Origin of the sequence: Leptolyngbya sp. O-77 (assembly GCF_001548395.1) — a bacterium.
Taxonomy (GTDB): Bacteria; Cyanobacteriota; Cyanobacteriia; order Elainellales; family Elainellaceae; genus Thermoleptolyngbya.
Window position 1 is genome coordinate 3,725,651 of the sequence record NZ_AP017367.1, and the last position, 24,603, is coordinate 3,750,253.

General features: G+C 54.9%; 19 protein-coding genes. 11 read left to right on the top strand and 8 right to left on the bottom strand.

What is annotated here, in order from left to right; genetic code table 11:
• Window positions 1-4: 4 nt before the first annotated feature.
• Window positions 5-970, bottom strand: a complete 966-nt coding sequence (locus O77CONTIG1_RS15825) for a transposase (protein WP_084782715.1) — start codon at window positions 968-970, stop codon at window positions 5-7.
• 134 nt (window positions 971-1,104) lie between these two features.
• Between O77CONTIG1_RS15825 and O77CONTIG1_RS15830 the strand changes: the two genes are divergently transcribed.
• Complete coding sequence (locus O77CONTIG1_RS15830) at window positions 1,105-1,527, top strand: sensor histidine kinase (protein ID WP_197673208.1); 423 nt, start codon at window positions 1,105-1,107, stop codon at window positions 1,525-1,527.
• Between the two features lie 99 nt (window positions 1,528-1,626).
• Here O77CONTIG1_RS15830 and O77CONTIG1_RS15835 read toward each other — a convergent pair whose 3' ends face one another.
• Window positions 1,627-2,601, bottom strand: a complete 975-nt coding sequence (locus tag O77CONTIG1_RS15835; protein ID WP_068512386.1) for a carbonic anhydrase — start codon at window positions 2,599-2,601, stop codon at window positions 1,627-1,629.
• 410 nt (window positions 2,602-3,011) lie between these two features.
• Here O77CONTIG1_RS15835 and O77CONTIG1_RS15840 point away from each other — a divergent pair, with 410 nt between their 5' ends.
• The 4 genes from O77CONTIG1_RS15840 (at window position 3,012) to O77CONTIG1_RS15855 (ending at window position 9,817) form a co-directional block, all read left to right on the top strand.
• A complete protein-coding gene (locus O77CONTIG1_RS15840) occupies window positions 3,012-5,012 on the top strand; it encodes an ABC transporter ATP-binding protein/permease (RefSeq protein WP_068512388.1) in 2,001 nt (666 codons plus the stop codon).
• A 46-nt stretch (window positions 5,013-5,058) separates the two neighbouring features.
• Entirely contained in the window at window positions 5,059-6,567 is a 1,509-nt protein-coding gene (locus O77CONTIG1_RS15845; protein WP_068512392.1) for a bifunctional folylpolyglutamate synthase/dihydrofolate synthase, read from the top strand.
• A gap of 140 nt (window positions 6,568-6,707) precedes the next feature.
• Window positions 6,708-8,801 carry a DUF4912 domain-containing protein gene (locus O77CONTIG1_RS15850; RefSeq protein WP_068512394.1) on the top strand — a complete coding sequence of 698 codons (2,094 nt, stop codon included), beginning with the start codon at window positions 6,708-6,710 and terminating at the stop codon, window positions 8,799-8,801.
• Window positions 8,802-9,244: 443 nt separating this feature from the next.
• On the top strand, window positions 9,245-9,817 hold the full coding sequence (locus O77CONTIG1_RS15855) for a peptidoglycan-binding domain-containing protein (protein WP_084782732.1): 573 nt from the start codon (window positions 9,245-9,247) through the stop codon (window positions 9,815-9,817).
• Between the two features lie 305 nt (window positions 9,818-10,122).
• On the opposite strand, the gene O77CONTIG1_RS27065 is transcribed toward O77CONTIG1_RS15855, so the two are convergent.
• Both O77CONTIG1_RS27065 and O77CONTIG1_RS15865 read right to left on the bottom strand, forming a co-directional pair.
• Entirely contained in the window at window positions 10,123-11,985 is a 1,863-nt protein-coding gene (locus O77CONTIG1_RS27065; protein ID WP_068512396.1) for a bluetail domain-containing putative surface protein, read from the bottom strand.
• A gap of 262 nt (window positions 11,986-12,247) precedes the next feature.
• Window positions 12,248-14,302, bottom strand: coding sequence for a serine/threonine-protein kinase (locus tag O77CONTIG1_RS15865; protein ID WP_068512397.1), 2,055 nt, complete (start codon window positions 14,300-14,302; stop codon window positions 12,248-12,250).
• Window positions 14,303-14,709: 407 nt separating this feature from the next.
• Between O77CONTIG1_RS15865 and O77CONTIG1_RS15870 the strand changes: the two genes are divergently transcribed.
• The 5 genes from O77CONTIG1_RS15870 (at window position 14,710) to O77CONTIG1_RS15885 (ending at window position 20,541) form a co-directional block, all read left to right on the top strand.
• On the top strand, window positions 14,710-15,663 hold the full coding sequence (locus tag O77CONTIG1_RS15870; protein ID WP_084782733.1) for a glycosyltransferase family 2 protein: 954 nt from the start codon (window positions 14,710-14,712) through the stop codon (window positions 15,661-15,663).
• 154 nt (window positions 15,664-15,817) lie between these two features.
• The gene (locus O77CONTIG1_RS15875; protein ID WP_068512403.1) at window positions 15,818-16,966 is read left to right on the top strand and encodes an AAA family ATPase; all 1,149 of its coding nucleotides are present in this window, start codon (window positions 15,818-15,820) and stop codon (window positions 16,964-16,966) included.
• 198 nt (window positions 16,967-17,164) lie between these two features.
• Window positions 17,165-18,201 (top strand): ISKra4 family transposase gene (locus tag O77CONTIG1_RS15880; RefSeq protein ID WP_410503509.1). Its coding sequence is split into 2 segments (ribosomal slippage): window positions 17,165-17,297 and window positions 17,297-18,201, totalling 1,038 coding nucleotides; the frame shifts between segments, so codons are not numbered across the junction.
• 155 nt (window positions 18,202-18,356) lie between these two features.
• On the top strand, window positions 18,357-18,755 hold the full coding sequence (locus O77CONTIG1_RS23680; protein WP_197673209.1) for a hypothetical protein: 399 nt from the start codon (window positions 18,357-18,359) through the stop codon (window positions 18,753-18,755).
• A gap of 184 nt (window positions 18,756-18,939) precedes the next feature.
• Window positions 18,940-20,541 carry a hypothetical protein gene (locus O77CONTIG1_RS15885; RefSeq protein WP_068512406.1) on the top strand — a complete coding sequence of 534 codons (1,602 nt, stop codon included), beginning with the start codon at window positions 18,940-18,942 and terminating at the stop codon, window positions 20,539-20,541.
• Here O77CONTIG1_RS15885 and O77CONTIG1_RS15890 read toward each other — a convergent pair.
• From O77CONTIG1_RS15890 to O77CONTIG1_RS15900, 3 genes are all read right to left on the bottom strand, one after another.
• Entirely contained in the window at window positions 20,518-20,802 is a 285-nt protein-coding gene (locus O77CONTIG1_RS15890) for a hypothetical protein (protein ID WP_068512409.1), read from the bottom strand. The two genes, O77CONTIG1_RS15885 and O77CONTIG1_RS15890, sit on opposite strands and share 24 nt — an antisense overlap.
• Window positions 20,799-21,329, bottom strand: coding sequence for a hypothetical protein (locus O77CONTIG1_RS15895; protein ID WP_156435341.1), 531 nt, complete (start codon window positions 21,327-21,329; stop codon window positions 20,799-20,801). The genes O77CONTIG1_RS15890 and O77CONTIG1_RS15895 overlap by 4 nt, the downstream gene beginning before the upstream one ends.
• 423 nt (window positions 21,330-21,752) lie before the next feature.
• Entirely contained in the window at window positions 21,753-22,976 is a 1,224-nt protein-coding gene (locus O77CONTIG1_RS15900) for an SH3 domain-containing protein (RefSeq protein ID WP_156435343.1), read from the bottom strand.
• Window positions 22,977-23,265: 289 nt separating this feature from the next.
• On the opposite strand from O77CONTIG1_RS15900, the gene O77CONTIG1_RS15905 reads away from it, so the two are divergent.
• A complete protein-coding gene (locus O77CONTIG1_RS15905; RefSeq protein ID WP_156435345.1) occupies window positions 23,266-23,829 on the top strand; it encodes a hypothetical protein in 564 nt (187 codons plus the stop codon).
• Between the two features lie 110 nt (window positions 23,830-23,939).
• Here O77CONTIG1_RS15905 and O77CONTIG1_RS15910 read toward each other — a convergent pair whose 3' ends face one another.
• On the bottom strand, window positions 23,940-24,593 hold the full coding sequence (locus tag O77CONTIG1_RS15910) for an SH3 domain-containing protein (protein ID WP_068512420.1): 654 nt from the start codon (window positions 24,591-24,593) through the stop codon (window positions 23,940-23,942).
• Window positions 24,594-24,603 lie beyond the last annotated feature (10 nt).

Consider the following 24,603-nt stretch of genomic DNA (forward strand, 5'->3'; position numbering starts at 1 on the left):
AGAGTCATACGAGTGTTTCGGGCAGCAGATCGTAGCTCCAATGAACCATTGAGCAGCGACGGCTCAGTTCCAGTTGTAAATACCGAAACTTGTCGAGCAATTCACTGCCATAGAATGCTGGAATTTCGATTAACAATAAGATTAAATACGTGATGAGCACCATATAAATCTGAATACTCACCCCATTCACATTCTTGGTGATGAGACGATCGAGCTTTAAGTGCATCTTGAGAAACTTCCATAACACCTCAATTTGCCAACGATGCCGATAGGTATCACTGATTTCTTCGTCGCTCATCTCATTGACATTAGTTGCCAGACGAAACTCGCTCCGACTCTCCAAATCACAGAACCAAACCACGCGGTAACGGTCGTGGTCAAGTTCAGTCTTCATATTGTTCTTGATTCGCATCACAAACTTTGTTTGAGTGAGACTCATTTGGTCGAGAAATTCCCAGCTTGCGAAGCCTCTATCCATGATGCCGATGCCGTTTTCGGGAATCATCGTGCTAATCGAATCGGCAAACTTTGCATCATGTCCTTGCCCAAAATGAATCAAGCATTCACTCGAATATCCTTGCTCTAAGTTGATTCCATTCAGTAATTTAACTTGGTGATATCCTTGCAGCCAAAATAGCTTGCTGGTAAGTGTAACGATGGTTGAATCAATCGGAAAAAGTATCTGAGCCGCGGTCGGCTGTTTGCGCTTTACTTGCTCAATCAACTGTGCATAGATTCGACAAAAGTGCCCATCCGTTCGAGTTTTGCAAGCTTTAGAAAAGGTGGATATATCGACCTCAACACCTGTACGATTTAGGCGGTAAAATAAGTCTCTCATGCTGGTTAAGCCCTTGTCCAACACAAAGGTCAACCAGATTTCAAAGAACAAGCGCGAGTTCAAAACGGGATAGTCATGCGGACAAAGCTGCATCAAGATCGATTTGACAAGCTTCGGAAATGAGGCTATCATCAGGCATCATTTTTTGTTTACTAGGGGACAGAATACTGCATTCTGTCCCTTTTTTTCGTCGCTTAATCTATCTTTCAACACTTCTGGGGATAGAGGACACGTTACTGATTCTTAATAATCGACTAAAGCTTGGCGTGGATGTTGTTAAACAATACGGTGACTTACCGCTAGTTGAGTGTTGTCCGGCACAGATTAATCAGGTTTTCATGAATTTATTGAGCAATAGTATTGATGCGCTTCTCGAAGTACCTGAGGATCGTCCAAAGCAAATAACTATCTGCACTCGGCAAGTGGATGAGAACCAAGTCTGCATCTCTATTGCTGATAATGGCCCCGGTATTCCCAAAAATATACAGAATAAGCTGTTTGATCCGTTTTTCACAACTAAGCCAGTTGGAAAAGGAACGGGTCTGGGGCTGTCAATCTGTTATGACATCGTGAAAAAACATCAGGGCAAAATCTGCGTTCAGAGCGATCGCCCACAGGGAGCAGAATTTCAGGTTTTCTTGCCGATTCGGCTGAGCTGTGCCGTTGATAAGGCCGCGGTGAGGAAGTAAGGATATCGGGGGGCGATCGCCAAAGTGCATGAATGCTAGGAAAACTGGGCGATCGCCCTCCTAGCACCTTTATGCCACGGACTTCAGCCCATTACCCTCTTAACGTGAGCTAGAGCCTCGATAAATGCGATCCTGCTGTTCTGGCGACAGGCGCGTGCGAGGAAACCAGTGCGCCCTGCGAGACGCGCCTGGGCTCGCAGATTCTGACGCAGTCGGTGGAGCAGACGTTACGCCCTTAGATGCGCTATTGCCGTTCGATGCGCCATTGCCATTTGCCGCCGCAGCACCACCGCTGCCGCTAGAACCTTTACTTGTGCTGTTAACATACCAGGTGTTGCTGGTCGTTGCGCTGCTGCTTTTGCTGTCGGGGGCGCTCACTGCCGAACTCACTGGCATATCGCAGGCGACTGGTGCATCCGTCAGCAAATCAGGATCTAGATCGTCCTCCGGAAGCTGGGCATGGGGCGGAATATAGGCGTGCTTTTCGGCATCGTAGGCCCAGACCTCACCGCGATCCATGTCGTAAATCCAGGCATAAATCTTGAGGGTGCCGTCGTATAGCTTGGAGTGAATCGACGGATAGGTTTTCAGATTTTCGATCTGCGTCAGGACATTTTCTGCAATCGTGGCGTTCAGCAGTTCCTCACCCTCCAGGTGGGTATAGTTTTCCTTGATCAGCAGACGGGTTGCCTCAGCGTGTTTTAGCCAGTTATAAACCAGCGGCATTTTTTCTTCTAGCGTGTTCAGCTTGAGTAGCCCTTTCATCGCGCCGCAGTGGGAGTGCCCGCAAATCACAATGTTGCGAATGCCCAACGCTTCGACCGCATACTCAATCGAGGCGCCCTCGCCGCCGTTGGTGGCACCGTAGGGCGGAATAATGTTGCCTGCATTGCGAATTACAAAGATTTCACCAGGCTGTGCATTGGTCAATAGTTCTGGCCCGACTCGCGAGTCTGAGCAGCAGACGATAAGCGCTCTCGGATGCTGCCCCTGTGCTAGTTCTTCGTAGAGGTCAAGGTGAGTACAGTAGAAGCTCTTTTTGAACTCACGCAGACCCTTGATTAGTTTTTTCATGGCTCGATGCCTTGGGCAGTAGAAGTGCGGGACGAGGGGGAGAATGCGCTTTCTCTGAACTAATTTCAACTTACAGAGAATGAGCAGCCTCAGCATGTTTTAGCAAGCAATCTTTATTATCGAACAGCGCGGCCCGTCCTCGTGTTTATGGATGCTAATCGAAGCAATAAGCAAGGGAGAGAAGTCAGCAGCCTAGACTAAACCCGCGCCAAAGCCTTGGCTCCTGTCCTTGTTTCCCTGAAATCGGCAGCAATTCTTCCTGCCAGCGTCTCTCACACTACAATGAGATGCAGTCTGCTGAAACGCAGCATTGAGATACAGCCTGCTGAAATGCATTGCGACAATACATTGCAATGATGCAGTGCAATGTAGCCTATAAACGCCCTCTGATTTAACTCGCAATACAATCCATGACCGCTGACACCCCGAATCCATCCCTGAATCGTCTCAATCGTTTTGACTGGCGGCTGTGGAATCGCTTCGTGGCGATCGCCCAACCCTATTGGTTTCCCACCGGGCGCGGCGGCTGGCAGTTCTTTGTGCTGCTTGGGCTACTGATCGTGTTTCTGTTTGCGCTATTGGCGACGGTGGTGGGCCTGATCACACTTGCGATCGAACGGGGCTTTCCCGAATTCATGGCAGAAACCGCAGGCGGCATGGTGTCCCTGGCAAACACGCTGTTCAGCCCGCCAATGGTGTTTGTGCTAACGGCGGGGCTGATTGTGCCGTGGCTCGCTTTCTTTTTGGCGCGAGACAAGGTGCTGCCCCGCTGGCAACAGTGGACGTTTTTGGCGGCGCTGCTGCTGCTGCTGCTGTGTGTGAGCGGCATGAATGTGGTGATTAGCTTCGTGGGCAATTTCTTTACCACGGCGCTGGCTGAAAAAGACGCGCCCACGTTCTGGCGATTTTTCATGGTGTATGCAGGCGTGTTTGCGATCGCCACTCCCTTTGTCGTGTTTTACCGATATGTGCAAGACCTGCTGGGGCTGCGCTGGCGCGAATGGATGACTAACAATTTTCTCAATAAGTACCTTACTAATCGCGCCTACTACGACATCAACTCCGACGAAACAATTGACAATCCCGACCAGCGCATCTCGCAGGATATCAACTCCTTTACGACCTACAGCCTCAACTTTTTGCTCATCTTTCTAGGATCCATTATTGATGTCATCTCTTTTACAGGCATCCTGCTGTCGAAGTCTGTCGGGCTGACCATTTTCCTGGTTATCTATGCCATTGCTGGGACGATCGTGGTAGCGCTGCTAGGGCGACGACTCATCTTGCTCAACTTCAACCAGCTCAAAAAAGAAGCCGATTTTCGCTACGGACTGGTGCATGTGCGCGACAACGCCGAGTCAATCGCCTTTTATCAGGGCGAAGCACAGGAAGCGGGGCAACTGCGTCGGAGATTTGTAGATGCGCTGCAAAACTTCAACTTTCTGATCGGCTGGCAGCGGACGATGGGGTTTTTCCGCACACCCTATCGTTATCTTACCTTTATTCTACCGTCTGTGATTTTGGCCCCCATGCTGTTTCAAGATCAAATCCGATTTGGGGACATCACCCAGGCCAATTTTGCGTTTGCTCAAATCTTCGATGCGTTCGCGCTAGTGGTCACGCAGATTAACCAACTGAGCGAATTTGCCGCCGGGGTGAACCGTCTGGAAACCTTTACAGAGGTGCTGGAAGACAAGGTAGACAAAACACCCGAACCGGGAACCACCGTCATCGACACCGTAGAAGATTCGCAAATTTCGCTAGAGCACATCACGCTGGTGACCCCCAAAAATCAGCGCCTCCTGGTGCGCGATTTGTCCGTCAAACTGGAGCCGGGCCAGGGGCTAGTGATCGTGGGCCACAGCGGCGCGGGCAAGAGTTCGATTTTGCGGGCGATCGCCGGATTGTGGAATCAGGGCACCGGTCGCATCGTCCGCCCCAACCTGGACGAGATGCTGTTTTTGCCCCAGCGGCCCTACATGGTGCTGGGCACGCTGCGCGACCAGTTGCTCTATCCTCATCCTGACGCACTCATTGACGAGGGGCAGTTGCGCTATGCCCTAGAACAGGTGAATCTGTCGGATTTGCCGGAGCGGGTCGGCGGTTTTGATGTAGAGCTAGATTGGGCCAACGTGCTGTCTTTGGGCGAACAGCAGCGCCTCGCCTTTGCCCGCTTGCTGCTGACCCGGCCGCGCTACGCCATTCTAGACGAAGCCACCAGCGCTCTGGATTTGGCAAACGAGCGCCGCCTCTACGACCAACTCCGCCAAAAAGACACGACCTACATCAGCGTTGGCCATCGCCCCAGCCTGCTGAAATATCACGACTACGTGCTGGAACTCACAGGCGACACCACCTGGCGGCTCACCCCCACGGCTGAATATCAGCCCGATGACTATGTTTTCGCCTAATCGACACGCTCCTTAACTCCCAAAACCCGACTCCTATTTGCGATTGATGGCTTTTGACGCTGACCTTGCGCTTCCCAGCGATCTACCCCTCGACCCAGTAGATGCGCTGCTGAATCGGTTTACTCATTTTGGCGTAGAGCTGGGTCTGGAGCGAATTACGCGGCTGCTAGCGGCTCTGGGAAATCCGCAGCGGCAAGTGCCCGTGCTGCACGTTGCGGGCAGTAACGGTAAAGGGTCGGTGTGCGCTTATTTGTCTGCGGTGCTGATGCAGGCGGGCTATCGAGTGGGACGCTATACGTCTCCGCATTTGGAACACTGGTGCGAACGGATCTGGCTCAACGGCGAGGATATCTCGGCGAACGCGCTGCACTCGCTTCTGGAAGAGGTTGTGGCCGCGATTGATCCTAATCACCCGTCGCCTACCCAGTTTGAAGTTGTCACTGCGGCGGCATGGCTGTACTTTGCGCGACAGCAGGTCGATGTAGCAGTGATGGAAGTGGGGCTGGGCGGGCGGCTGGATGCGACCAATGTGTGCGATCGCCCCTTGGTCAGCCTGATTACTTCCCTCAGCCGCGAACACTGGCAGCGCCTCGGCCCCACCCTGGCCGACATCACCCGCGAAAAAGCCGGAATCCTGAAAGCCCACTGTCCAGCGGCGATCGCCCCCCAGCCGCCAGAAGCCGCCGCCGTGCTGCAAGCCCGCCTGCAAGCGCTCCAGTGTCCTGCGATTTGGGTGCAGCCTGCGGTCGATCTGGGCAACGGCTGGGCCGAGTGGCAGTGGGATGGCGGATTAGGCAATGAGGTAGGCAATGAGGTAGGCAACGAGATAGGTAACGAGGTAGAAAACGCCCCACGCCCCAAAGCCGTCATCTCCTACCCGCTCCCCCTCCCCGGCGCACACCAGCTCACCAACTCCGCCGTTGCCCTAGCTGCCTTGCAGCTGCTGCGGCTCCAGGGGTGGGTCATTTCGGATGCAGACATCGTGGCAGGCATGGCCAGGGCGCAGTGGCGCGGACGGATGCAGTGGATGGACTGGCAAGGGCATCGGCTGCTGATCGACGGGGCGCACAATCCGGCTGGGGCGATCGCCCTTCGGCAGTATGTCGATCAGCAGATCGAGCAGCAAATCGAGCTGGGCGATATTGCGTCAGAACGCTGGCGCGATATTGCTCCACAACGCTGGCGCGACCGCCTCTCGCCTCCCATCACCTGGGTCATCGGCATGATCGGCACGAAGGATCACGCGGACGTATTTCGGGCGCTGCTGCGGCCGGGCGATCGCCTCCATCTTGTGCCTGTTCCAGAGCATTCTCCCGTTGACCTGGAAACGCTGGCCGCGCTGGCCACCGAGGCACAGCCGCAACTGGCGCGATCGCAGCAGCATTCAGACGTATGGTTGGCACTGGAGGCGGCCTTCAGTGCCCCTGAAGCGTCTGTCCCGATTGCTACACAATCGGCTAATGGCGCACCCTCCGTTGTGTTGTGTGGATCGCTGTATCTAATCGGGCATTTTCTGAAGCGCTGTCGGCTGACAAGCACCAAGAATCTTGCGTAATCTGGTTCATTTTGGACGCAAGTGACATAGGATGTAAGCGCATAGAGAGCAGGCGATAGACAAACTCGTTTAGAGCGTCCGCTTGGTTTATCAAAACGCCAAACAAGACCGTTTCATCTGATTCATCTGAGATTTGCGCTATGAGTAGGATTAAACATCGGGGAACCTCCGCCGCGACGCTGGTGTTTCTGCTGTCGGCAGCGATCGCACCGCCCATCGCGGGGACTGTTGCCTGGAAAACAATGGGCATAGCGCCGGCCCTAGCTCAAAGCGGCACAACCGGATTTGCGCTGCCTGCCAGCGTTCCCAGCGGCACTCGCATTAATATCAACGGTTCTCCCAGCCTCAGCGCAATTAATCAGGTACTCAAACAGCAGTTTGAATCGCGCTATGCCGGGACGCAGGTCAATCTTTCTGCCGACGGGGCCGAGGATGCGTTGCAAGCGGTGGATGCGGGCCGGGTAGACCTAGCGGCGATCGCCCGGCCGCTGACGGATGCCGAAACAGCGCGAGGGCTAGTGGCGGTGCCTGCGGGACGGCGCAAAATTGCCTTTATCGTCGGCAGCAATAACCCATTCAACGGCAGCCTCAGTGATGAAGCCGTCTCCCAAATTTACTGGGGCGATGTGACGGATTGGTCTGCCTTTGGCGGTGCGCCAGGAGCCATTCGCCCCATCGACCGCCCCGAAGGCAATGACCTGCGGCAGGCGATCGCCACCTATGACAAATATCGCAGTCGTCCTTTTGGTAGTGGCGGCAACGTGGTGCGGCTGAATCAAGACACCACCGATGAACTGGTGCGGCAGTTGGGCAACGATGGCATTGGCTATGCGATCGCCGATGAAGTGCTGGGCCGCTCAGACGTTCGCGCTGTACCGATGGACGACGTGCTGCCATCCGACCCCCGCTATCCCTTCTCGCTGCCGGTGTTTTATGTCTATAAAGGGCCCCAGCCCAACGAGGCGGCCCAGGCGTTCCTAGGCTTCGCGACCGATGCCAATGTGCAGGCTGCGGTCAGCCCTGGTGCCAGCGGCGCACCTGTTGCCCCGCCCCCGGTCGCCGTCGCGCCGGCCTCGCCCGTCGCGCCGGATGCCTCGCCCGTCGCGCCGGATGCCTCGCCCGTCGCGCCGGATGCCTCGCCTGCGGAGCCTGCCGCAACGCCCGCACCGGGCGAACCCGTGCCAGGAGAAACGCCTGCGGGAGCCGTTTCCCCTGCGCCAGAGTCTCCCGTTGAGACTGCCGATGAGCCTGCGGAAGGCGGCAGTTTCCCCTGGTTCCTGCTGCTGGCTGTGCCAGTGCTGGGTGGGCTACTATGGTGGCTATTCCGCAAGCCCGAAGACGAAGCCTTGCTGGATTTACCAGGCACTAGTCGGCTGGTGTTGACTCCCCGTTCTTGCCGCGATGTCTATGCCTATTGGGAACTGTCGGAGGCGGATCGAGCCTTGCTGACGGAGCAAGGCGGGCGCAATCTCCAGTTGCGGCTGTATGACGTGACGGGAAAGGACGCAAGCCGCGCCGATGAGCGCAATATGCAGCAGTTTGACTGCGATGAAAATACGCAGGATTTCCACATCCCCGTTGCCGAAGCAGCCGGAGATTACGTTGCAGAAATTGGCTATCTTTCGGAGCGAGAAGAGTGGCTGCCGCTGGCGCGTTCGGCGGCGGTGCATGTGCCTGCCTGCGTGCCGGGTGAAACCGAGGGCGGTTGGGCAGAGTCGGGCACTGAGTCGGGTACTGAGTCGGGGATTGCGACGGGTACAGTGCCTCCCGTTGGCGTGCCAGCCCCGACTGCGCCGCCGATTGGGGCGATCGCCCCCAGCCGCATCATCCTGGTGCCCCGCGATGAGAGCGATGCCTACGTGTATTGGGAAGTGTCGGAACAGCGGAAGGCAGCGGCGCGGCAAAACGGCGGCGAGGTGATGGCGCTGCATCTCTACGACGTGACTGAGCGCGAAACGGGCGGTGTGTTGCGCCCTGTGCGCCAGTTCCAGTGCAACGAGGCCATACCCGATTGCCACATCCCAATTCCGCAGCCCCACCGAGATTATCTGGTGGAACTGGGTTACGTGACGCGCGATCGCCGCTGGATCAAGCTAGCCCAGTCTGAACCTGTCCGAGTTCCCCCAGCGTCGGACGTAGTCACGGCGGAACAGGTGCTTGCGGCGGAACCTGACCCGCTCAGCAACTTAAACCTGAGCGACCTGGATCTAGACGACCTGGATCTAGATCTGTAGGACGACGCTAGCCACAGCGTGGTATCCTTAAAACTTTGAAGAAGCTGCCCGGACGAGAACCCACGGCGATTGTAGTTTCACAGTATAATCGCCGATATGGGCGAAGTTTTATTGACCTTGCCCGGTGAAGTTTTCAACTCACAAGTCCTCTACCTTAGAAAGCATCGAAGACGCGGCCTGAGTAGACGGATGCCCATAGGTCAAAGCTGGGAGTCCTGCGCGTGTTGCAACGCAAGGCGCATGGGTTCTAGCGCGGCTCGAAGGTGTCCAACTGCTGAGAGCAGCACGTCGGAAAAGCATTCTAAGGCTACTTTCACGAGGTAATCCTCACGACCCAACCATGAAACAAAAGCCGTGTGCGGTGCGGGGCATTTTGTCCTAGAGCCAAGCCACGCGGCGACACGCACACAATCAAGTCCCACGCCAGGGGAAGGAGACTCGAAATGACCCTAGATCAACAGCGGGCGATCGCCAGCAAGCCACTTGCAGCGGCAATCGTTTCTGCCAACCCAACCTGTTTGTACCCCTGGGATACGGGACACGCCGTTGCCGAAGTGCAGGAATTGCTTTGCGCTCATGGCTATCGGGTCAAGGTGGATGGAGATTTTGGCTGGCTGACGGAAGAAGCAGTTCGCGCCTTCCAGCGGCGGCAAAATCTGCGGGTAGACGGGATTGTTGATCCCACCACCCTCGCCACCCTCAAGGCCACCCTCCAGCCCGGCTGTCGCACCCTGCGTCCTGGTCATTCTGGAGCCGATGTCTACGTATTGCAGAAAGTCCTGAATCGATTGGGCAACGCCTTGACCGTGGATGGCGTGTTTGGCGAAAAAACGGCTGAGGCGGCGATCGCCTTTCAAGCCCAAAACAGCCTCACCCCCAACGGCACTGTCTGTCCCCGCACCTGGACGGCGCTCCACAAAGCGCTCAATCCTGACCCCCAAACGGCTCAACCTGAGCAACCCAGGGTGAAAATGCATCGTCTGCGCCGTCTGGTGCCCGCTTTTGGGCGAGTTTAGCCGGTCGTCGCCATTGTCGAGTTGAGAGGTTTAATTATTTTGGATAGCCATAGTTGAGTGGGGCGCTTAATCAAGTGCCCCATTCTTGTTTTAGAGTGACTTTTGTAGCGTGTTTTGTAGCGATTTTGTGTAGCAACACTGAATTTTAGCGATACAGATTAGCAACACTGAATTTTAGCGATACAGATTAGCGATACGGGTCTTGCTGCGAAACAAAACACGGTTACGCACAAAACATGGTTACACAAAATATTACACAAGATAATTGCTAACCCGCAGCGCCCCCCCGGTTGGCATCGCCCCCATCAAACTGCATTCCCGGGCATCGCCACCAGAAAATCATTGCGGGGACTGAAGCCTGCCTTTTGGTCATTCAAGGTCAGATACGCTGTACCTCGATAGATAAAGAACGTCGCCTCCAGCGCCCTCAGCGCTTGATTGCCTCGCTGCTTCTGGTTTTTGTCGGCAAAGGCGAGCCGGGTGGCATCCAGCAGCGTTCTGGCGCGAATTCTGCCTGCGTTGAAGAGCTTCCTGGGCAGATCGGGAGTGGCAAGATTATTGTCAAAATCAAACTGAATGACATCGGTCTGCCCAAAGTTCAAAATGCGATCGGGTCTGCGAACTGGAGAGGTTTGCAGGGCTGCTCTGAGCGTTGCGCCTGCAAATACATGCACATCGGCCCCAGGCCCGCCGTCGTAGGTATCTTGCCCCAGCCCGCCAACCAGCGTATCGTCGCCGTCGCCGCCCATCAGCAGGTCGTTGCCTGCCAATCCCCAAATTCGGTTATTCGCGGCGTTGCCTGTCAGGGTATCGTCGTTTTCTGTGCCGATAAATTCGATTTGCAGGGGTGTGCCGCCTGTGCCGCCACCCGTTCCACCACCCGTTCCACCACCCGTTCCACCACCCGTTCCACCACCTGTACCACCACCTGTACCACCACCTGTACCACCACCTGCGCCGCCTGTTCCACCACCTGTACCGCCGCCCGTACCGCCGCCCGTACCGCCACCTGTGCCACCCGCTTGAATCGTGATAGTCGCGGTTTCAAAGGCTGCGCTGAAGGGAGTAGAGCCGCCGTTTGTACTGGTATTCGTGCGATCGCCATTCGACTTGCCATCTGTCGTGTCCCACGCCCGAAAGGTGAAATTTGACGTGCCGCTAAACCCTGCGTTCGGCTGAAACCGCACCCGCGTCTGGGTTTGCAGCGCCAGTTGATAGAAATTTACCAAGGCCCGCGCGGAAGTCGTATTGTCGCCCAGGAAAATGACATTGGGTTCTTCGTAGGGATCGATCGGTTCCGTACCGCCCGGTGGTGTAACTCCTTCAAACGCCGTATAGTTTCGCAGTGGCCCAGACAGAATTTGATTCCCGTCGGCAAACAGCGTGTAGTTATTGCCCAGAATTGTCAGTCGGTAGTCGGCAACCTGATTGGTGTTAAAACTGACGGACTCTGCCGCTACAAACAGGTTGTTCGGCTCTCCGCCGGGATTGGGCGTGATACCGTCACCCTGGGCAAAGATCTTACCTGTTGAGCTATTAATCTGCTGAAAGCCCAGTTCAATCGCCTTGGTGTTGGTCTGGGTTGTCACGAGGATGCTGAAGCCGGCCCGGTTTTCGTTGCTGCGAGCCTCCGAGACTAAGTTAATGCTAAAGGCAACCGTAAAACCCTTCTCAGCATCTAGTGTTGGAAAACCGGGGTTGACCAGATTGCCGCTGGTGTTTTTGTTGCCGTATCCGGCATAGGTCAAGTTTCGGATGCCTCCAGGAAGCGCAGAGTCACCTAGCGTATTCAGATTCACGCCTTCAGCGATCAGTGATTCGGTGATTGTCCCCAAATTGCCAAAGGCCAGCCAGGGCTGGTCGGTGGGTTTGGTGCCCAATAGTCCGCTGTAGAGAGTGTAGGCTCCCAGAATGAGGGAAGAACTCTCGGAGACAGAGCCGAAATCAAGCCAGGTGGTGCCGCCGTCGAGGGAATATTGCCAGGTGCCGTTGGTATTGTCTGCGCCCGTGATGGCGATGCCCGTGGGGTCGCCGTTGGTATCGGTGATTTGGCTGCCGACGAGCTCCGACAGGCTGATGCCGAGGTTGGCGGCTGGGGAAATATCAGAGGCGATCGCTCCCAAGGTGAGCGTTCCTGACGCAGCCAGCACAGGTGCAAGATTTGCCATAAAACCTTCCTATTTCCCCTAGTTTCCGAAGCCAACGAAAATTCTCTCGCAGCGATTCCAGATTGGCACAGTCAATTTGAGGTTTTCATGAAGTGCGGCTAACGCTACGTAATCTTTGGGAGAAGGTTCCGTATAAACAATTCAGCAGAGGATTTATTTACAATTTCGTGGAAAGGCTCACTGCTAATTCCTCAGTTCCCTGGCCGCACTGGCTCATCAGACTGGCGCGGCGTGGGGCGATCGGGGTTGGCGGGGGTCGTGATCACGCGATCGACCGCCAGATTAAGCCGATAGCGCAACCCATCTCGACCTCTAGGCACCACGACAAATTCGTAAATAGCCGCTCTGGGGCAAGGTTCCCGCCCCAGCGGGTCGTCTCAGAATCTTCCAGCATCGGCGGCACCTGGGCGCTGGGGCTAGGCGGGTATATGGAAAGCAGCGCTGCGCCAGAATTGGTTTCCAGGTCAAACCGGGCGGGTTGGTCGGCTTGCAGGTTGGCAATGTAGACCCCTGCCTTCCCCAGGTTCAGGTTGCCGGTTGCCGATTCGCTCAGCGCTCCGGGTGCAAACTCGATGCGGCTGAGGGTTTTGCCTGCCTGCATCGCCGCCACTTGGTCGGCCGCCATCCCCTGCCACACCTGGCCGATGGGGGCGTTGATAAAATCCTGCCCGCGCAGGTCGGGGAAGCGGTTGAAAAATTGCGCGTCGGTTATGTCATTCAGGGCGCGGCTGCTGACGTAGAGCTTGTTCACGGCCTCTCGCCAAGCCGTGCGATCGCTCGCCGAATATTTCCCCAGTTTGCGCCGAGCCGTGCTGCTGAGTTCCTGCTCAAAGATGTCCAGCCATTCAGCGGCGATCGCATCCCATTTTTCGCGCCATTCCGCATCTTCCTCGCCCTTGCTGAGGCTGCGGCCACCCAGTTCGGGATAGCGCTGGTGAAAGGTGGTGTCCGTAATCCGCACCAAAAAGCCAGAGTCTACGCCCAAATCTTGCCGTCGTTGGGTGAGGGCTGCTTTGCGCTGGCGCTCCTCTGCCGAAAATTCTGGCTCTGGCGATGGGCTGACGGTTTCCACCACGTCGGGCGGCGACTCGCTCCCCGGCAGCAGCGATAGCCACACGTCGCGCGTGCCCCACACCGCAGCAGACACCCCAGCGGCGATCGCCACCGTCGCCAAAATCGGCCCAATGCCAATGCCGCCCGAGGGAGCCTTCGTCGCAGGCAGACGGGGCGCGGGCGCAGGCGCAGGCACAGCCGCCGTGGGTACTGGGTTCGGCGGCGGCGAAGCCGGAGGCTGGGGCGAAACAGCGTAGGTCGGCTGGGTCGAGGGCGGGGCAGGGGGCGTGTAGGCGGCGGGTGGCAGCGTTCCCGGTGTGGGCGCAAGGCTGGGATTCGTGCCGGGAAGTCCTTGCAGCGCTTGCAGCACCTCGGCTGCGGTCTGGAAGCGATCGCGCGGCGAGTCCGCCAGCATTTTCATCAGGGTACGGCTAAGCGTCGGACTCAGCTTTACCCATTGCCGCCAGTTGCCCGCCGACAGATCGCCCAACTCCCCTGGCTCCTTGCCTGTCAACAGCACCAGCACCGTCACCGCCAGCGCGTACAAATCGCTGTGGGCATAGACCTGACCGTGATCCATCTGCTCATCGGGCGCGTAGCCCACCTTCCCGACGCGGGTCGGCGTAGGGGCGCTGGGGGTATATTGCGAGGCGACGGACGCAGCGACCTGCTTTACGCCACCAAAGTCGATCAGCACAGGCAGTTGATCGGCGGTTCTCAAAATCAGGTTATCTGGCGAAATATCGCGATGCACCACGCCCAGCCCGTGGATGTAGTGCAGCACGGGCAGCAGGTCGCGCATCAGTTGCGTCACTTCGGCTTCGGAAAAGGTTTGCCCCTGGAGGCGGCGCTGATCCAGCAGTTGGCGATAGGTCGGCCCGTCCACATAGTCCTGCACCAAAAACAGGCTGGGCTTGCCGTTAAACTGGGCGCGGCAAAGTTCTCGAAAGCGCGGAATCTGGGGATGTTGGAGCTGATACAGCACGCCTGCTTCTCGCTGAAACAGTTCCTCTGCCTTTTGCAGGGCGTAGCTGCTTTGCACCTGGGGCGCAAACTCCTTCAGCACGCAGGATTCCCGAAAGCGGTTCTGGTCTTCGGCGAGATAGGTCCGCCCGAAGCCGCCGTGCCCCAGCTCGCGCACAATTTTATAGCGATCGCCCAATAATTCCTGCCCGCCCGCCGCCGCTGATAGCGCCTCTCCACACCAGTTGCAAAAGCGACTGCCGGGGGTGTTGGCGTGGCCTTGGCTGCAATAGAGCGACATGGCGGGAAGGGTGGGGGAGGGTTAGGGTTGAGAAATCTGGAATGGCTGAGCAGTCGTTTGATTCTGGTAATTCTGAACTGCAAGCTGACCTGGCTAAACCTAGCCTAGTCTAGCAAAGGGAGTCGGGAGGAACTGCAAAGGAGCCTGGCCGATCGATAGACGAATCGGCCCGGGCGAATCTGCCCAGGCGAATCGGCGGTTGCCCATTCGTGTTTTACTGGCATTTATGATTGGGTGTTTAATCCTTCTACAACCGTTTTTGCGAACGGTCTGGACACTGGATCAACGTAGTAATCTGGATCAACTGTTGGAACTGTTTTGCGCCTGCGATCGCCCTCTATAGCAATCGGGATGGGGGGCAATCGGGATGGGGGGCAATCGGGGTGTGGGGGCGATGGGCTGAACCTATGACCAAGCTGATTATTCAAATTCCCTGCTACAACGAAGAAAAGACGCTGGGGCTAACGCTATCGGAACTGCCGCGCCATGTTCCGGGAGTAGACGTGGTGGAATGGCTGATTATTAACGACGGCAGCCGCGATCGCACGGTGGACGTGGCCAAAGCCTACGGGGTCGATCACATCGTCAACTTTTCGACCAATCAGGGCTTAGCCAAAGGTTTCATGGCAGGCTTAGAGGCTTGCCTCAGGGCAGGGGCCGATATTATCGTCAACACCGACGCAGACAATCAATATTGCGCCGAAGACATTCCCCGGCTGATCCAGCCAATTTTGCACAAGCAGGCGGAAATCGTCGTTGGCGAACGCCCGATCTGGGAGACAAAACACTTTTCCACCACCAAAAAGGTGCTGCAAAATCTGGGAAGCTCCATCGTGCGGCTGGCCAGCAATACCGACGTGCCCGATGCGCCCAGCGGCTTTCGCGCCTTTAGCCGCGAGGCCGCCATGCAGCTCAACGTGTTTAACAACTACACCTACACGCTGGAAACGATTATTCAGGCGGGGCAAAAAGGGATGGCGATCGCCTCCGTGCCGATTCGCACCAACCCCCAAACCCGCAAGTCACGCCTAGTTCGCAGCATTCCGTCCTATGTGTGGCGATCGGCCACCACCATTCTGCGAATTTTCATGCTCTACCGGCCGCTGCGCTTTTTCCTGATGGCGGGCACGCTGCCGATGGGACTGGGCGCACTGCTAGGGCTACGGTGGCTGCTGCTGTTTTTCTTCGACGACCCCACCCGCGCCCGTGCGCCGAGCCTGATTTTGGCGGCGGTGCTGGTGCTGATCGGGTTTCAGCTCTGGATGTTTGGGCTAATCGCCGATCTGATGGCGGCAAATCGGCAACTGCTGGAGGAAAATCGCCTGCGGCTACGGCGCATCGAGTTGGAGAATAAGGAGTGAGATCATGTCAAGCTGCTTTGACCCTCGGTAAAGGTAGGTGTGAATTCTTGCTAAATTTGGAGTATCTATCTAAAAGTACTCAACAAGCATTAACTCAAGGTAGAAAAGAAATCGCTAGGAAACTGAAAGTTAAAGAGGTATTCATTCGTAGAAAATGATTATTACTCACATAGTCTTAAAGAATTGGAGAAACTTTCGAGCAGTAGATGTAAGCCTGAGAGATCGCGTTTTTCTTGTTGGGCCTAATGCTTCAGGTAAATCTAATTTTCTCGATTCTTTAAGATTTTTACGGGATCTTGCAAAAGACGGAGGAGGATTACAGAAAGCCGTAAGAGATCGAGGTGGGCTTTCCAAGATCAGATGTCTTTATGCAAGGCGATATCCCGATGTTGAAATAGAAGTGCGTCTATCAGAGAACGAACTGGTAGAACCCACCTGGAGATACGGCGTTGGAATTAAGCAAAGAAAGGGAGGACAGAATGAGCCTATCCTCTCTTATGAAAGGGTCTGGAAAAATGATGAGCAGTTAATTAATCGCCCAGATTCTGAAGATGAGAGAGATGAGCTACGGTTAACTCAGACGTATTTAGAACAGATTAATGCAAACGCTGAGTTTAGAGAGGTTTCAAAGTTTCTTGAATCTATTTTATATCTTCATCTAGTTCCTCAGTTGTTACGATATCCAGAGGCTTTTAGTGGGCCGGGAATTCAAGATGATCCATTTGGAAGAAACTTCTTGGAGCGAGTTATTAGAACGCCGGAAAAGACTCGCCGTTCTCGCCTGAGAAAGATTGAAGACGCTTTGAAGATTGCAGTTCCTCAGTTAAAACAGTTGACTGATGTCAAAGATGAAATGGGTATTCCTCATTTAGAAGCAGTTTATGAACATTGGAGACCTGGAGCTGGCAAACAAAGGGAAGACCAGTTTTCAGATGGGACATTGCGCTTGATTGGTTTACTGTGGTCTCTTCTTGAAAGCAATTCTTTACTGCTTCTTGAGGAGCCTGAGTTGTCCTTAAACTCTGGAATCACAGCTAAACTGCCTTCTTTAATACATCGTTTACAAAAGTCAAGAAAAAGACAGGTTATGCTGAGTACTCATAGTGCTGATTTGCTTTCCGATGAAGGTATTGGAGGTGAAGAGGTTTTATTGATGACCCCAACTTCTGAAGGGACAAAAGTCGAAGTGGCTTCTTCAATTCAAGAGATTCGTGATCTTCTTGATGGCGGCCTTACCATCGCTGATGCAGCTTTACCTCGTGCTACACCTTCGCAGGTTGAACAGTTGAGTTTGCTCCAATGACAGATATCCCTATTAATTTAGCGGTTGAGGATGATTTAAGCGAAGCAGTGTTGAAGGAAATACTTAAGCAGTCTCAACGGAGTGCATCCCACTTTTGCGATGAGTAAAAGTGCTTAGTTCTAGACTTTGGCGATAGCGATAAACTTTGAGTATTGTACTTTTACCCGATACCGTCATGGACGCTGAGAAAAAACCCAAATCCAAGCCCATGCTCGTGCCCTTGCCGCTCTGCTATACGAGGAAACTGACCCAGAGCAAGTGAAAACGTTGGCAGGGATTGAGGCGGCAGTGCGAGGACATCTGCTCGAACATGTCAGCCCAGAGATCGGGGATTTTTTATTGCAACAAGTAGCGGCACGACAAGTGGACGAAAGCGTCGCATCGAGAGCATCCTTGGACAACTGCAAGTGAGTGAGAAACAAGCTCAAATTCTGGAGGTGAAAGCGTACACACGATGGAGTCCTTACCTGGAGCGGTGTTGTTTGTTGGTGAGTGCCAATGAATCGTATGAGCGGGCGGCAGAAGACATTGAAGTGTTGACTGGGATAAAGGTTTCTCACAGTACTCAACAGCGATTAGTGCATCGTCAAATCTTTGAGTTACCGCAAGTGGAAGAAACGGTTGAGGAGATGAGTATCGATGGAGGTAAAGTGCGATTGCGAACACCCGAAGGAGAACCGAGTGAATGGCGAGATTACAAGGCAGTGAATCTGCACGAGTCCTGTGTTGCTGCCTTCTTTCAAGACAATGAGCAGTTGGTCAACTGGGTCAATGTTCAGTCTTTATCTGACCCATTGACTTGTATTGGAGATGGGCATGATGGGATCTGGAATGTCTACACCCAGATTGGCAACCAGACCCAAAGACGGGAGATTTTGGACTGGTATCACTTGGTTGAGAATTTGGGCAAAGTGGGTGGTTCTGTGCAACGTTTAGATGCCGTGGAAACCTGTTTGTGGCAAGGCGATGTCGAGGGCGCAATTGCACAGTTTGAGGATTGGCAACACGAGCGGGTTACGAATTTCGTTAGCTACCTTAACAAGCATCGACAGCGGATTGTCAATTATGGCTACTATCAAGCTGAAGGAGTCTCCATTGGTTCCGGGGCAATTGAATCGACCGTTAAACAACTTGGGCGGCGAATCAAGATATCGGGGGCGCAGTGGGACAAAGATAACGTTCCGCAGGTGCTGAAGCAACGTTGTGCCTACCTCAATGGGCAATTCTCAACATGAGTCTTGCAAAATTGGGATGCACTCGTCTCAACGTCCTTTTTCTATTGGAAGTTGTCTAAAAAGAAATGGTTATGGTTATCTTAAAAAAATTCTTCCAGGTGTAAACCGAGCTGCAAAGGGTTCACCCTACTTAGTGCTAACGGATCTGGATAATAATGAATGTCCATTGGTGCTTTCGGGATTGGCTGCCTTGTCCAAAACACCCAAATTTAATTTTTCGAGTTGCAGTTGTAGAAGTAGAGGCTTGGTTGCTGGCACATCGTGAAGCATTTGCAGAGTTTTTGGGCATTTCAGTAAACTTAATTCCTCACAATATAGATTCTGAACCTGATCCCAAACGTTTGTTGATTGAGTTGACTAAAAGGTCAAGGAGGCGCAGCCTGCGTGATGCGATTGTTCCTCCTCAAGGTAGTACTGCCAAAATTGGCAGAGATTACAACGGTCAACTTATTCAGTTTGTTAACCAAAACTGGCAAGCTAATACCGCAAGAGCTTGCTCTCGAAGTTTGGATAGAGCAATGAACGCAATCGCTCATTTTGAACCTACCTGGTAGGTTCAGTACACGAAATGCTCAGGGTTCGGCATTTTTTGGGAGATCCGTTCTCCTTTTTGAATCAAGCAGTAAAAATCCTCAATGTTAATTGCTAATTTGTTCGTTGCACCAGGTGAAAAGAAACGAAAATCTAGCGTTACTACTTCTCTAGCAAGCCACTCTATCGTCTTATTACTCTAAAGCAATGCGTGACCTCTTCGCCCGTGAGGCGCTGGCCCAAATTCCCAAGATCCTGACGCTGGGCGATCGCAATCCCCACAGCCCCACCTACGGCTGTTTCGATCGCAACTTCTGGCATTACAAAATCATCGACTTTCCCAGCGGCATGGCGCAGGAGTTTGTGCTGCCGCTGGCGTTGGCCTACGAGACGGACGCACCAGAGAATCCTTATTACCGACAGATTGCCATCCGCAACTGGGTGGAGGCAGGAATCCTCTACGCGGCGAAAAGCGCCCACAAAGATGGCTCCTGCGATGACTATTTTCCGTTTGAGCGGGCGGGCGGCGCGGCGGCATTTTCGCTGCTGGCGTTTGTCGAAAGCTATCGGCGGCTGGGGCTGCAAAATGACGAGATCATCCGCTTTCTCGTGCGGCGGGCCGACTGGCTGGCGCATCATCAGGAGAGCGGCCGGCTGACCAACCACCAGGCGCTGATTGTGCTGGGTCTGGAGCTGTTGTCGCGGATGCTGAACACATCCCACTGGGACAGCGCCAAGGCGCAGCGGCTGGAGCAGGTGCTGTCCTGGCAAAGCCCGGAAGGCTGGTTTCAGGAATATGAAGGCTGCGATCCGGGCTATCACACGCTGACGATTTCCTGCCTGGCGTGGCTGCATCGGCTGATTCCCGATGTTCGCCTGAAGGAGTCGCTAGAAAAAGCCGTGGGGCTGGCGGCGCATTTCGTTCATCCCGACGGCTCCTTTGGCGGCGAATACACCAGCCGCAATACCTACAACTTTTTCCCCTACGGCTTTGAGTTGGTGGGGCAGTGGATGCCGGAGGCGCTGAGCATTAACGATCGCTTTTTGCGCGGGCTGGCAGATGGCAAAGCCCCCTGCTATGCCGACGACCACATCATTGGCCACCACACCTGGAACTATCTGCTGGCGTGGCAAGACTTTGTGCCGCAGCGCCCGACGGTGGACTATCGCCCCAAGGAAAGCCTGTGGCTGCCGGAGGCGAAGATTTTGGTCGATCGCCGGGGCGATACGGAGCTATACCTGGGGCTGAATAAGGGCGGCGTGTTTAAGCTGTTTCGGGGCGATCGCCTCCTGCTTTCCGACACGCAGTTCTCTCTGCAAGTACAACAGGGCCGCAAGCTGAAAAACGCCGTGGGTCACCTCGTCGGCCGCTATGATATTCACCTGGAACCCGACGACCTCACAATTCAGGGAAATCTCGGCTGGGCCAAGCAAAAGCAGATGACCCCGCTCAACCTGATGATTTTGCGCGTGGTCATGCTAACGGTGGGGCGCTTCTTCCCCAACCTAATCCGCAAACTATTGCAAAAAATGCTAATTGTCGGCAAAAAGCCTGCCCCCTTCCGCTTTTCGCGGCGGCTGCGCTGGGTGGGCGACGGAGAAACCGGACGGTGGCGCATTACCGACGAACTCCGCGCCGAGGATTGGCGACCTGTGGTGAACGCAGGCATTGGCGGCGATCAGACCTCGATCTACGTCGTCATGAGCCGCACGTTCCAAGCGGGCCAGCTTCAGCCTTGGCTCGACCTGACCGACCAAGTTAGGGCATTGCGTCCCAGTGAAACGCTAGTGGTGGAGCGAGAGATTTAGCGGGTTTGGAGCATAGACAAAGGGCGATCGCCCCCTTTCAAAACCGCCCCAATTCAGTAAGGTTTCGTATGTGATTTCCACAACGCGCCCGTTTTCTAGCGCGAAGGAAAACCACTCGGATTCATACGCTCCGCTAACGTAATAAGTCAGCATTTCGCCACTTGCCACAGAAGGCGAACCATAGGCATTAGTCACCGCCTCGTGGGTGTCTCCCACGCGCACCCCTGCCCCCGTCGCCACATCACGATGGGTGGCAGTCATTTGAAAAACGCCATCCTCGGATAGCCCCAGCGAAAAATTGGGGATATTCCAAGTAAATTAGGGGGGCCGCAGCAGCCCGTGTCCTCAACCTTTTCAGAGAGCGGCTGGCCTAACCGCTGCTTTACCTGGGCGACGGTCATATCGACGGAAATGCCGCCCAACACAACCTGCTCTCGCGAAATCACTGGCGTGTCAGAGACGATAAGATCCGCGTCAGCCGTTTGCAGCGCATCGAGTAAGCTAGAAATGACCTCGTTCGACAAGCCCAGGAGCGTCAGTTGACCGGTCTCAATGCTGGAAGCGTGACCGACCTTGTCTATAATCGTCCACTGACCATTTTGCTTCCTGAGCAGGTAATACCCATTAATAATGGGCAGGTCTTCATATCCTCCCTCAGCTTTTGCCAGAGCATAGTTCTCGACAATGGCGATCGCCCCCACCGACAGCGGCACCAGTGTTCGATCTGGCGTGTTATAGTCTGCCAGAGCTTGCTGAAGTTCTGTCTTAAGCGATGGGTCATTGAGCAAGGCCTGTCGTACTGCTTTCTTTGCGCGCTGGCGCTACTTTTAGCTGCTGCTGGGGTGGCTGGTGTCTGTAAGCGATCAGCCTGTGCTGCTGATCCTTCAGGTGACGTCCCAGTGGACGTAGACGCTGCCGATGCACTGGCTGTCTGCTGGGCAGGAGTGCTGGGCGCACCGCCGGCACCATCTTCTTTCGACAGCGAGGCTGAGGTTGTAGATATTGGGCAACCCGCGAGCAGAAGGGCGATTCCCGCAGGGATCGCTTTGTGAATCGCCCCCGGCAGCACCATCGGCAAAATCCTGACAGGTCTACCTAACCGTTGGACTAGAGCAAAGTAAGTCCATACTTTCATCGCTTTCATAAAAGTTCCTGCAAAGGCTTTTTTCGATGGGGTCGTTTGGCTCATTTCAGCTCGGCATCGAGCAGGCTTAGGGGTTGAGCGAGCGCCACGTTTTTAGGGTCGGCGACAAATCCAATCGATTGAGCAGCGCCTCGTTAAAGTTGGCCCTAGCTTGAGGATGCATTCCTGAGGCGATCACCTGCTGCAACACCTGGCGGCGAACTTCTTCTGTATGTCGGTCGAGGGCTGCTTCGAGGGCGTAGAACTTATCGATGGCGAACCCATTAAAACGGGCGATCGCCGCTTCAGCAAAGGCTCCATCCGCACCGCGATAGAGATAGCGCACTAGTGTATCAGCGGCTTCGACAGCGAGTTCTTCTTCCTTTGCCTGCAATTCATCCAGGTTCCGTTGCACTTCTGCAAGCGAACTGCCGCAGGACACCCGCGTCAGATTCATCGACACCCAGCCCACCAGCGGCTGCCGAATTTTGAGCCAGCCGTCCAGCGGCGCGATGACTGTAAGAGAAGTGCCGTTGGGGAGTTGCCCAATGGCATTATCCGAAGCCACTACAGGTGTGAATCGAACATTGGTCGGTGGATTGGGGTCGTCAAGTCGGGTCACACAGGGCATGATGGGTTCATACATGGGCATATCAGAAACCTCAAAGTTTGCCCCAGCTTGCCGAAATGCGTTCAACAACTGTTGAATCGTCGCCTCTGGCAAGCCCAAATTTGCCATCTGAGCCGTCACAATTTCTCCTGGAAACCCGATGCTGTCGAGCATGAGCCACCGATTGTTTTGTCGGATAAGCAGCCCATAGCCATCTATTGGCAAATCGCCTACGCCAGCAAAGTATTCTGCCAAGGCGTAGTTTTCAACGACGGCGATCGCCCCCACTTGCAGCGGATGGATATCTGCCGGGTCGCGCCCTGACACTCGCTCAAATTCTCGAGTAATAGCTGCACTGAGCAATGGATCGTTAAGTATTGCCTGCTGCACAGCCCAATTCTCCTCAGTGCCGCTTTTGGTAGCTGCCGCTGGTGATGCAGTGGTCTGCAAACCGCTTTCTGTCGGTGTTGATGGTGTCTTAGAACTCGCCAAATCTGCTGCTGGCTGCGGCGATGCTGAATTGCTAGCGTCGCTGCTAATTTCAGATTGTGAAGCAGAGGTTGTAACTGCTGGACAACCCGTGAGCAGGAGGGCGATTCCCGCAGGGATCGCTTTGCGAATCGCCCCTGGCAGCATGACCGAAACAGGCCTCCAGCCCAACGTCCATTGCCGAGTCGTCGCCGAACCGACTTGCGTTTTCATAAAATTCCCTGGAAATTCTGTGCGTTTTGGAGCGTGCGTCTCGTGACCGTGACCCAACAAACAATCGATCCGAATCCAGCGTCACCGGATGCCTCGCGGCTCCTGAAGGGACATTCCCATTCACAGTTCAGAATTCCCAAAATTCACGCTCAAAGCAGGATGATTTTACGTGAACTTTGCAGAAAAATAAGAAATTGACGAAATCGAGGGCGATCGCCTTGATTTCATAATTAAGAGCATTTGTGGTGTGACTATGGCAAACCCCCTATGAGAAATATATGAGGTAGATATGCCCCTCTCACGACAGTTTTGGCGTTTGATGGTGACGACAATCGGCGTGATTGGACTGGTGACGGGTTGTGCCCCCTTGGATAGTTCTCAGCTTGAGCTTGCTCAAAGCGGCTGGATCGATACGCTACGGCGGTTTGGCGAATGGTCTACCCTCTGGCTGTGTTCTGTGGCTGGGGTGTGGATCTTCTTTCGGCTCCCCCAAGTGGATCTGGGCTGGATCGGTTCAGAAGTAGGGTTTCACCATCGAGATCGAAACTTCGGGCTGCTGGAACGTTGGGAAACGCAGCCCCTCCCCGGCGATGCAGAAAAAGCCAATGCCCTGGCGACCTATTGGGCGATCGCCTATCTCATCGGCGCAGCCTACATCCCCTGGGCCAGCACGCTCCAGCTTCCCGTTGTGGTCAAAAATCTGCTGATTCCAACCGCGCTAGCCATTTTGCTGGCGTGGCTACTGTGGAAAATTGCCAATTCCAACACGCCTGCCAGCAAAGCCCTCAAGCAGCTATGGCGTACGCTGATGATTCTTAGCTTGGTGAACTGGCTGGTCTGGTTGATCGTGTGACGGGTTCCCAGAAACGGAAAAAACTGCTGTGCGGCGATGCTGCACAGCAGTCTTGAAAACGAAATCGAATCAGTCGTCTAAACGCGGTTGGTCAATCCCAGAGGCAGCCCCTAGCGGTTGGCATAGCCCGTGAACGCTGCGTCAATGTACTGAGACTGCACCCAGCCGCCCTCGGCCAGTTCCACCCAGTTGTTTTCGCGGCGACCTGTCAGCGCAACGCGCTGCCCGTCGTAGAGCGTGCTAGTGACGCGGTAGCTGCTGTCTGGGCCAGAGTGGACATTGACCGACTGGTCCGCAGAACGGACAACTCCCTCCGGACGCACTTCACGAGCGCCCACATAGCGGGGGTCTTCAGCCACCGTGCGAGTCACGGTATCCCGGCCGCGGAATAACGCCAGCAAGAGGGGGAAGCCCACGATCGGCAGCAGCAGCCACCACCAAGGGAAGTTCCGGGCAGCACCCACCGCATCGTCAAACGTCACGCCGCCATCGGCCACGCTGTAGTAGCAGGTCTGACGAGCATCTGCACCGTCCTTGGTCACCATCAGCACCACCTTCGCATCCTTACCAGGACGGTCAGAAGCACCCGCTTCCACGACTTCCTTAAGGGCAAAGCCATTCTGCTGGGCATTTCTAATGCAAGAATCAGTAGCCGTCTGCACCACCGCTGGATCTTGAGCAAAAGCAGGAGCCGCCAGCGTTGCACCTGTCAGCAGCACAGCCACGCCAGCCGAACGAATTGCTAAAGACGTTAAGTTCTTCATGTTCAAACAA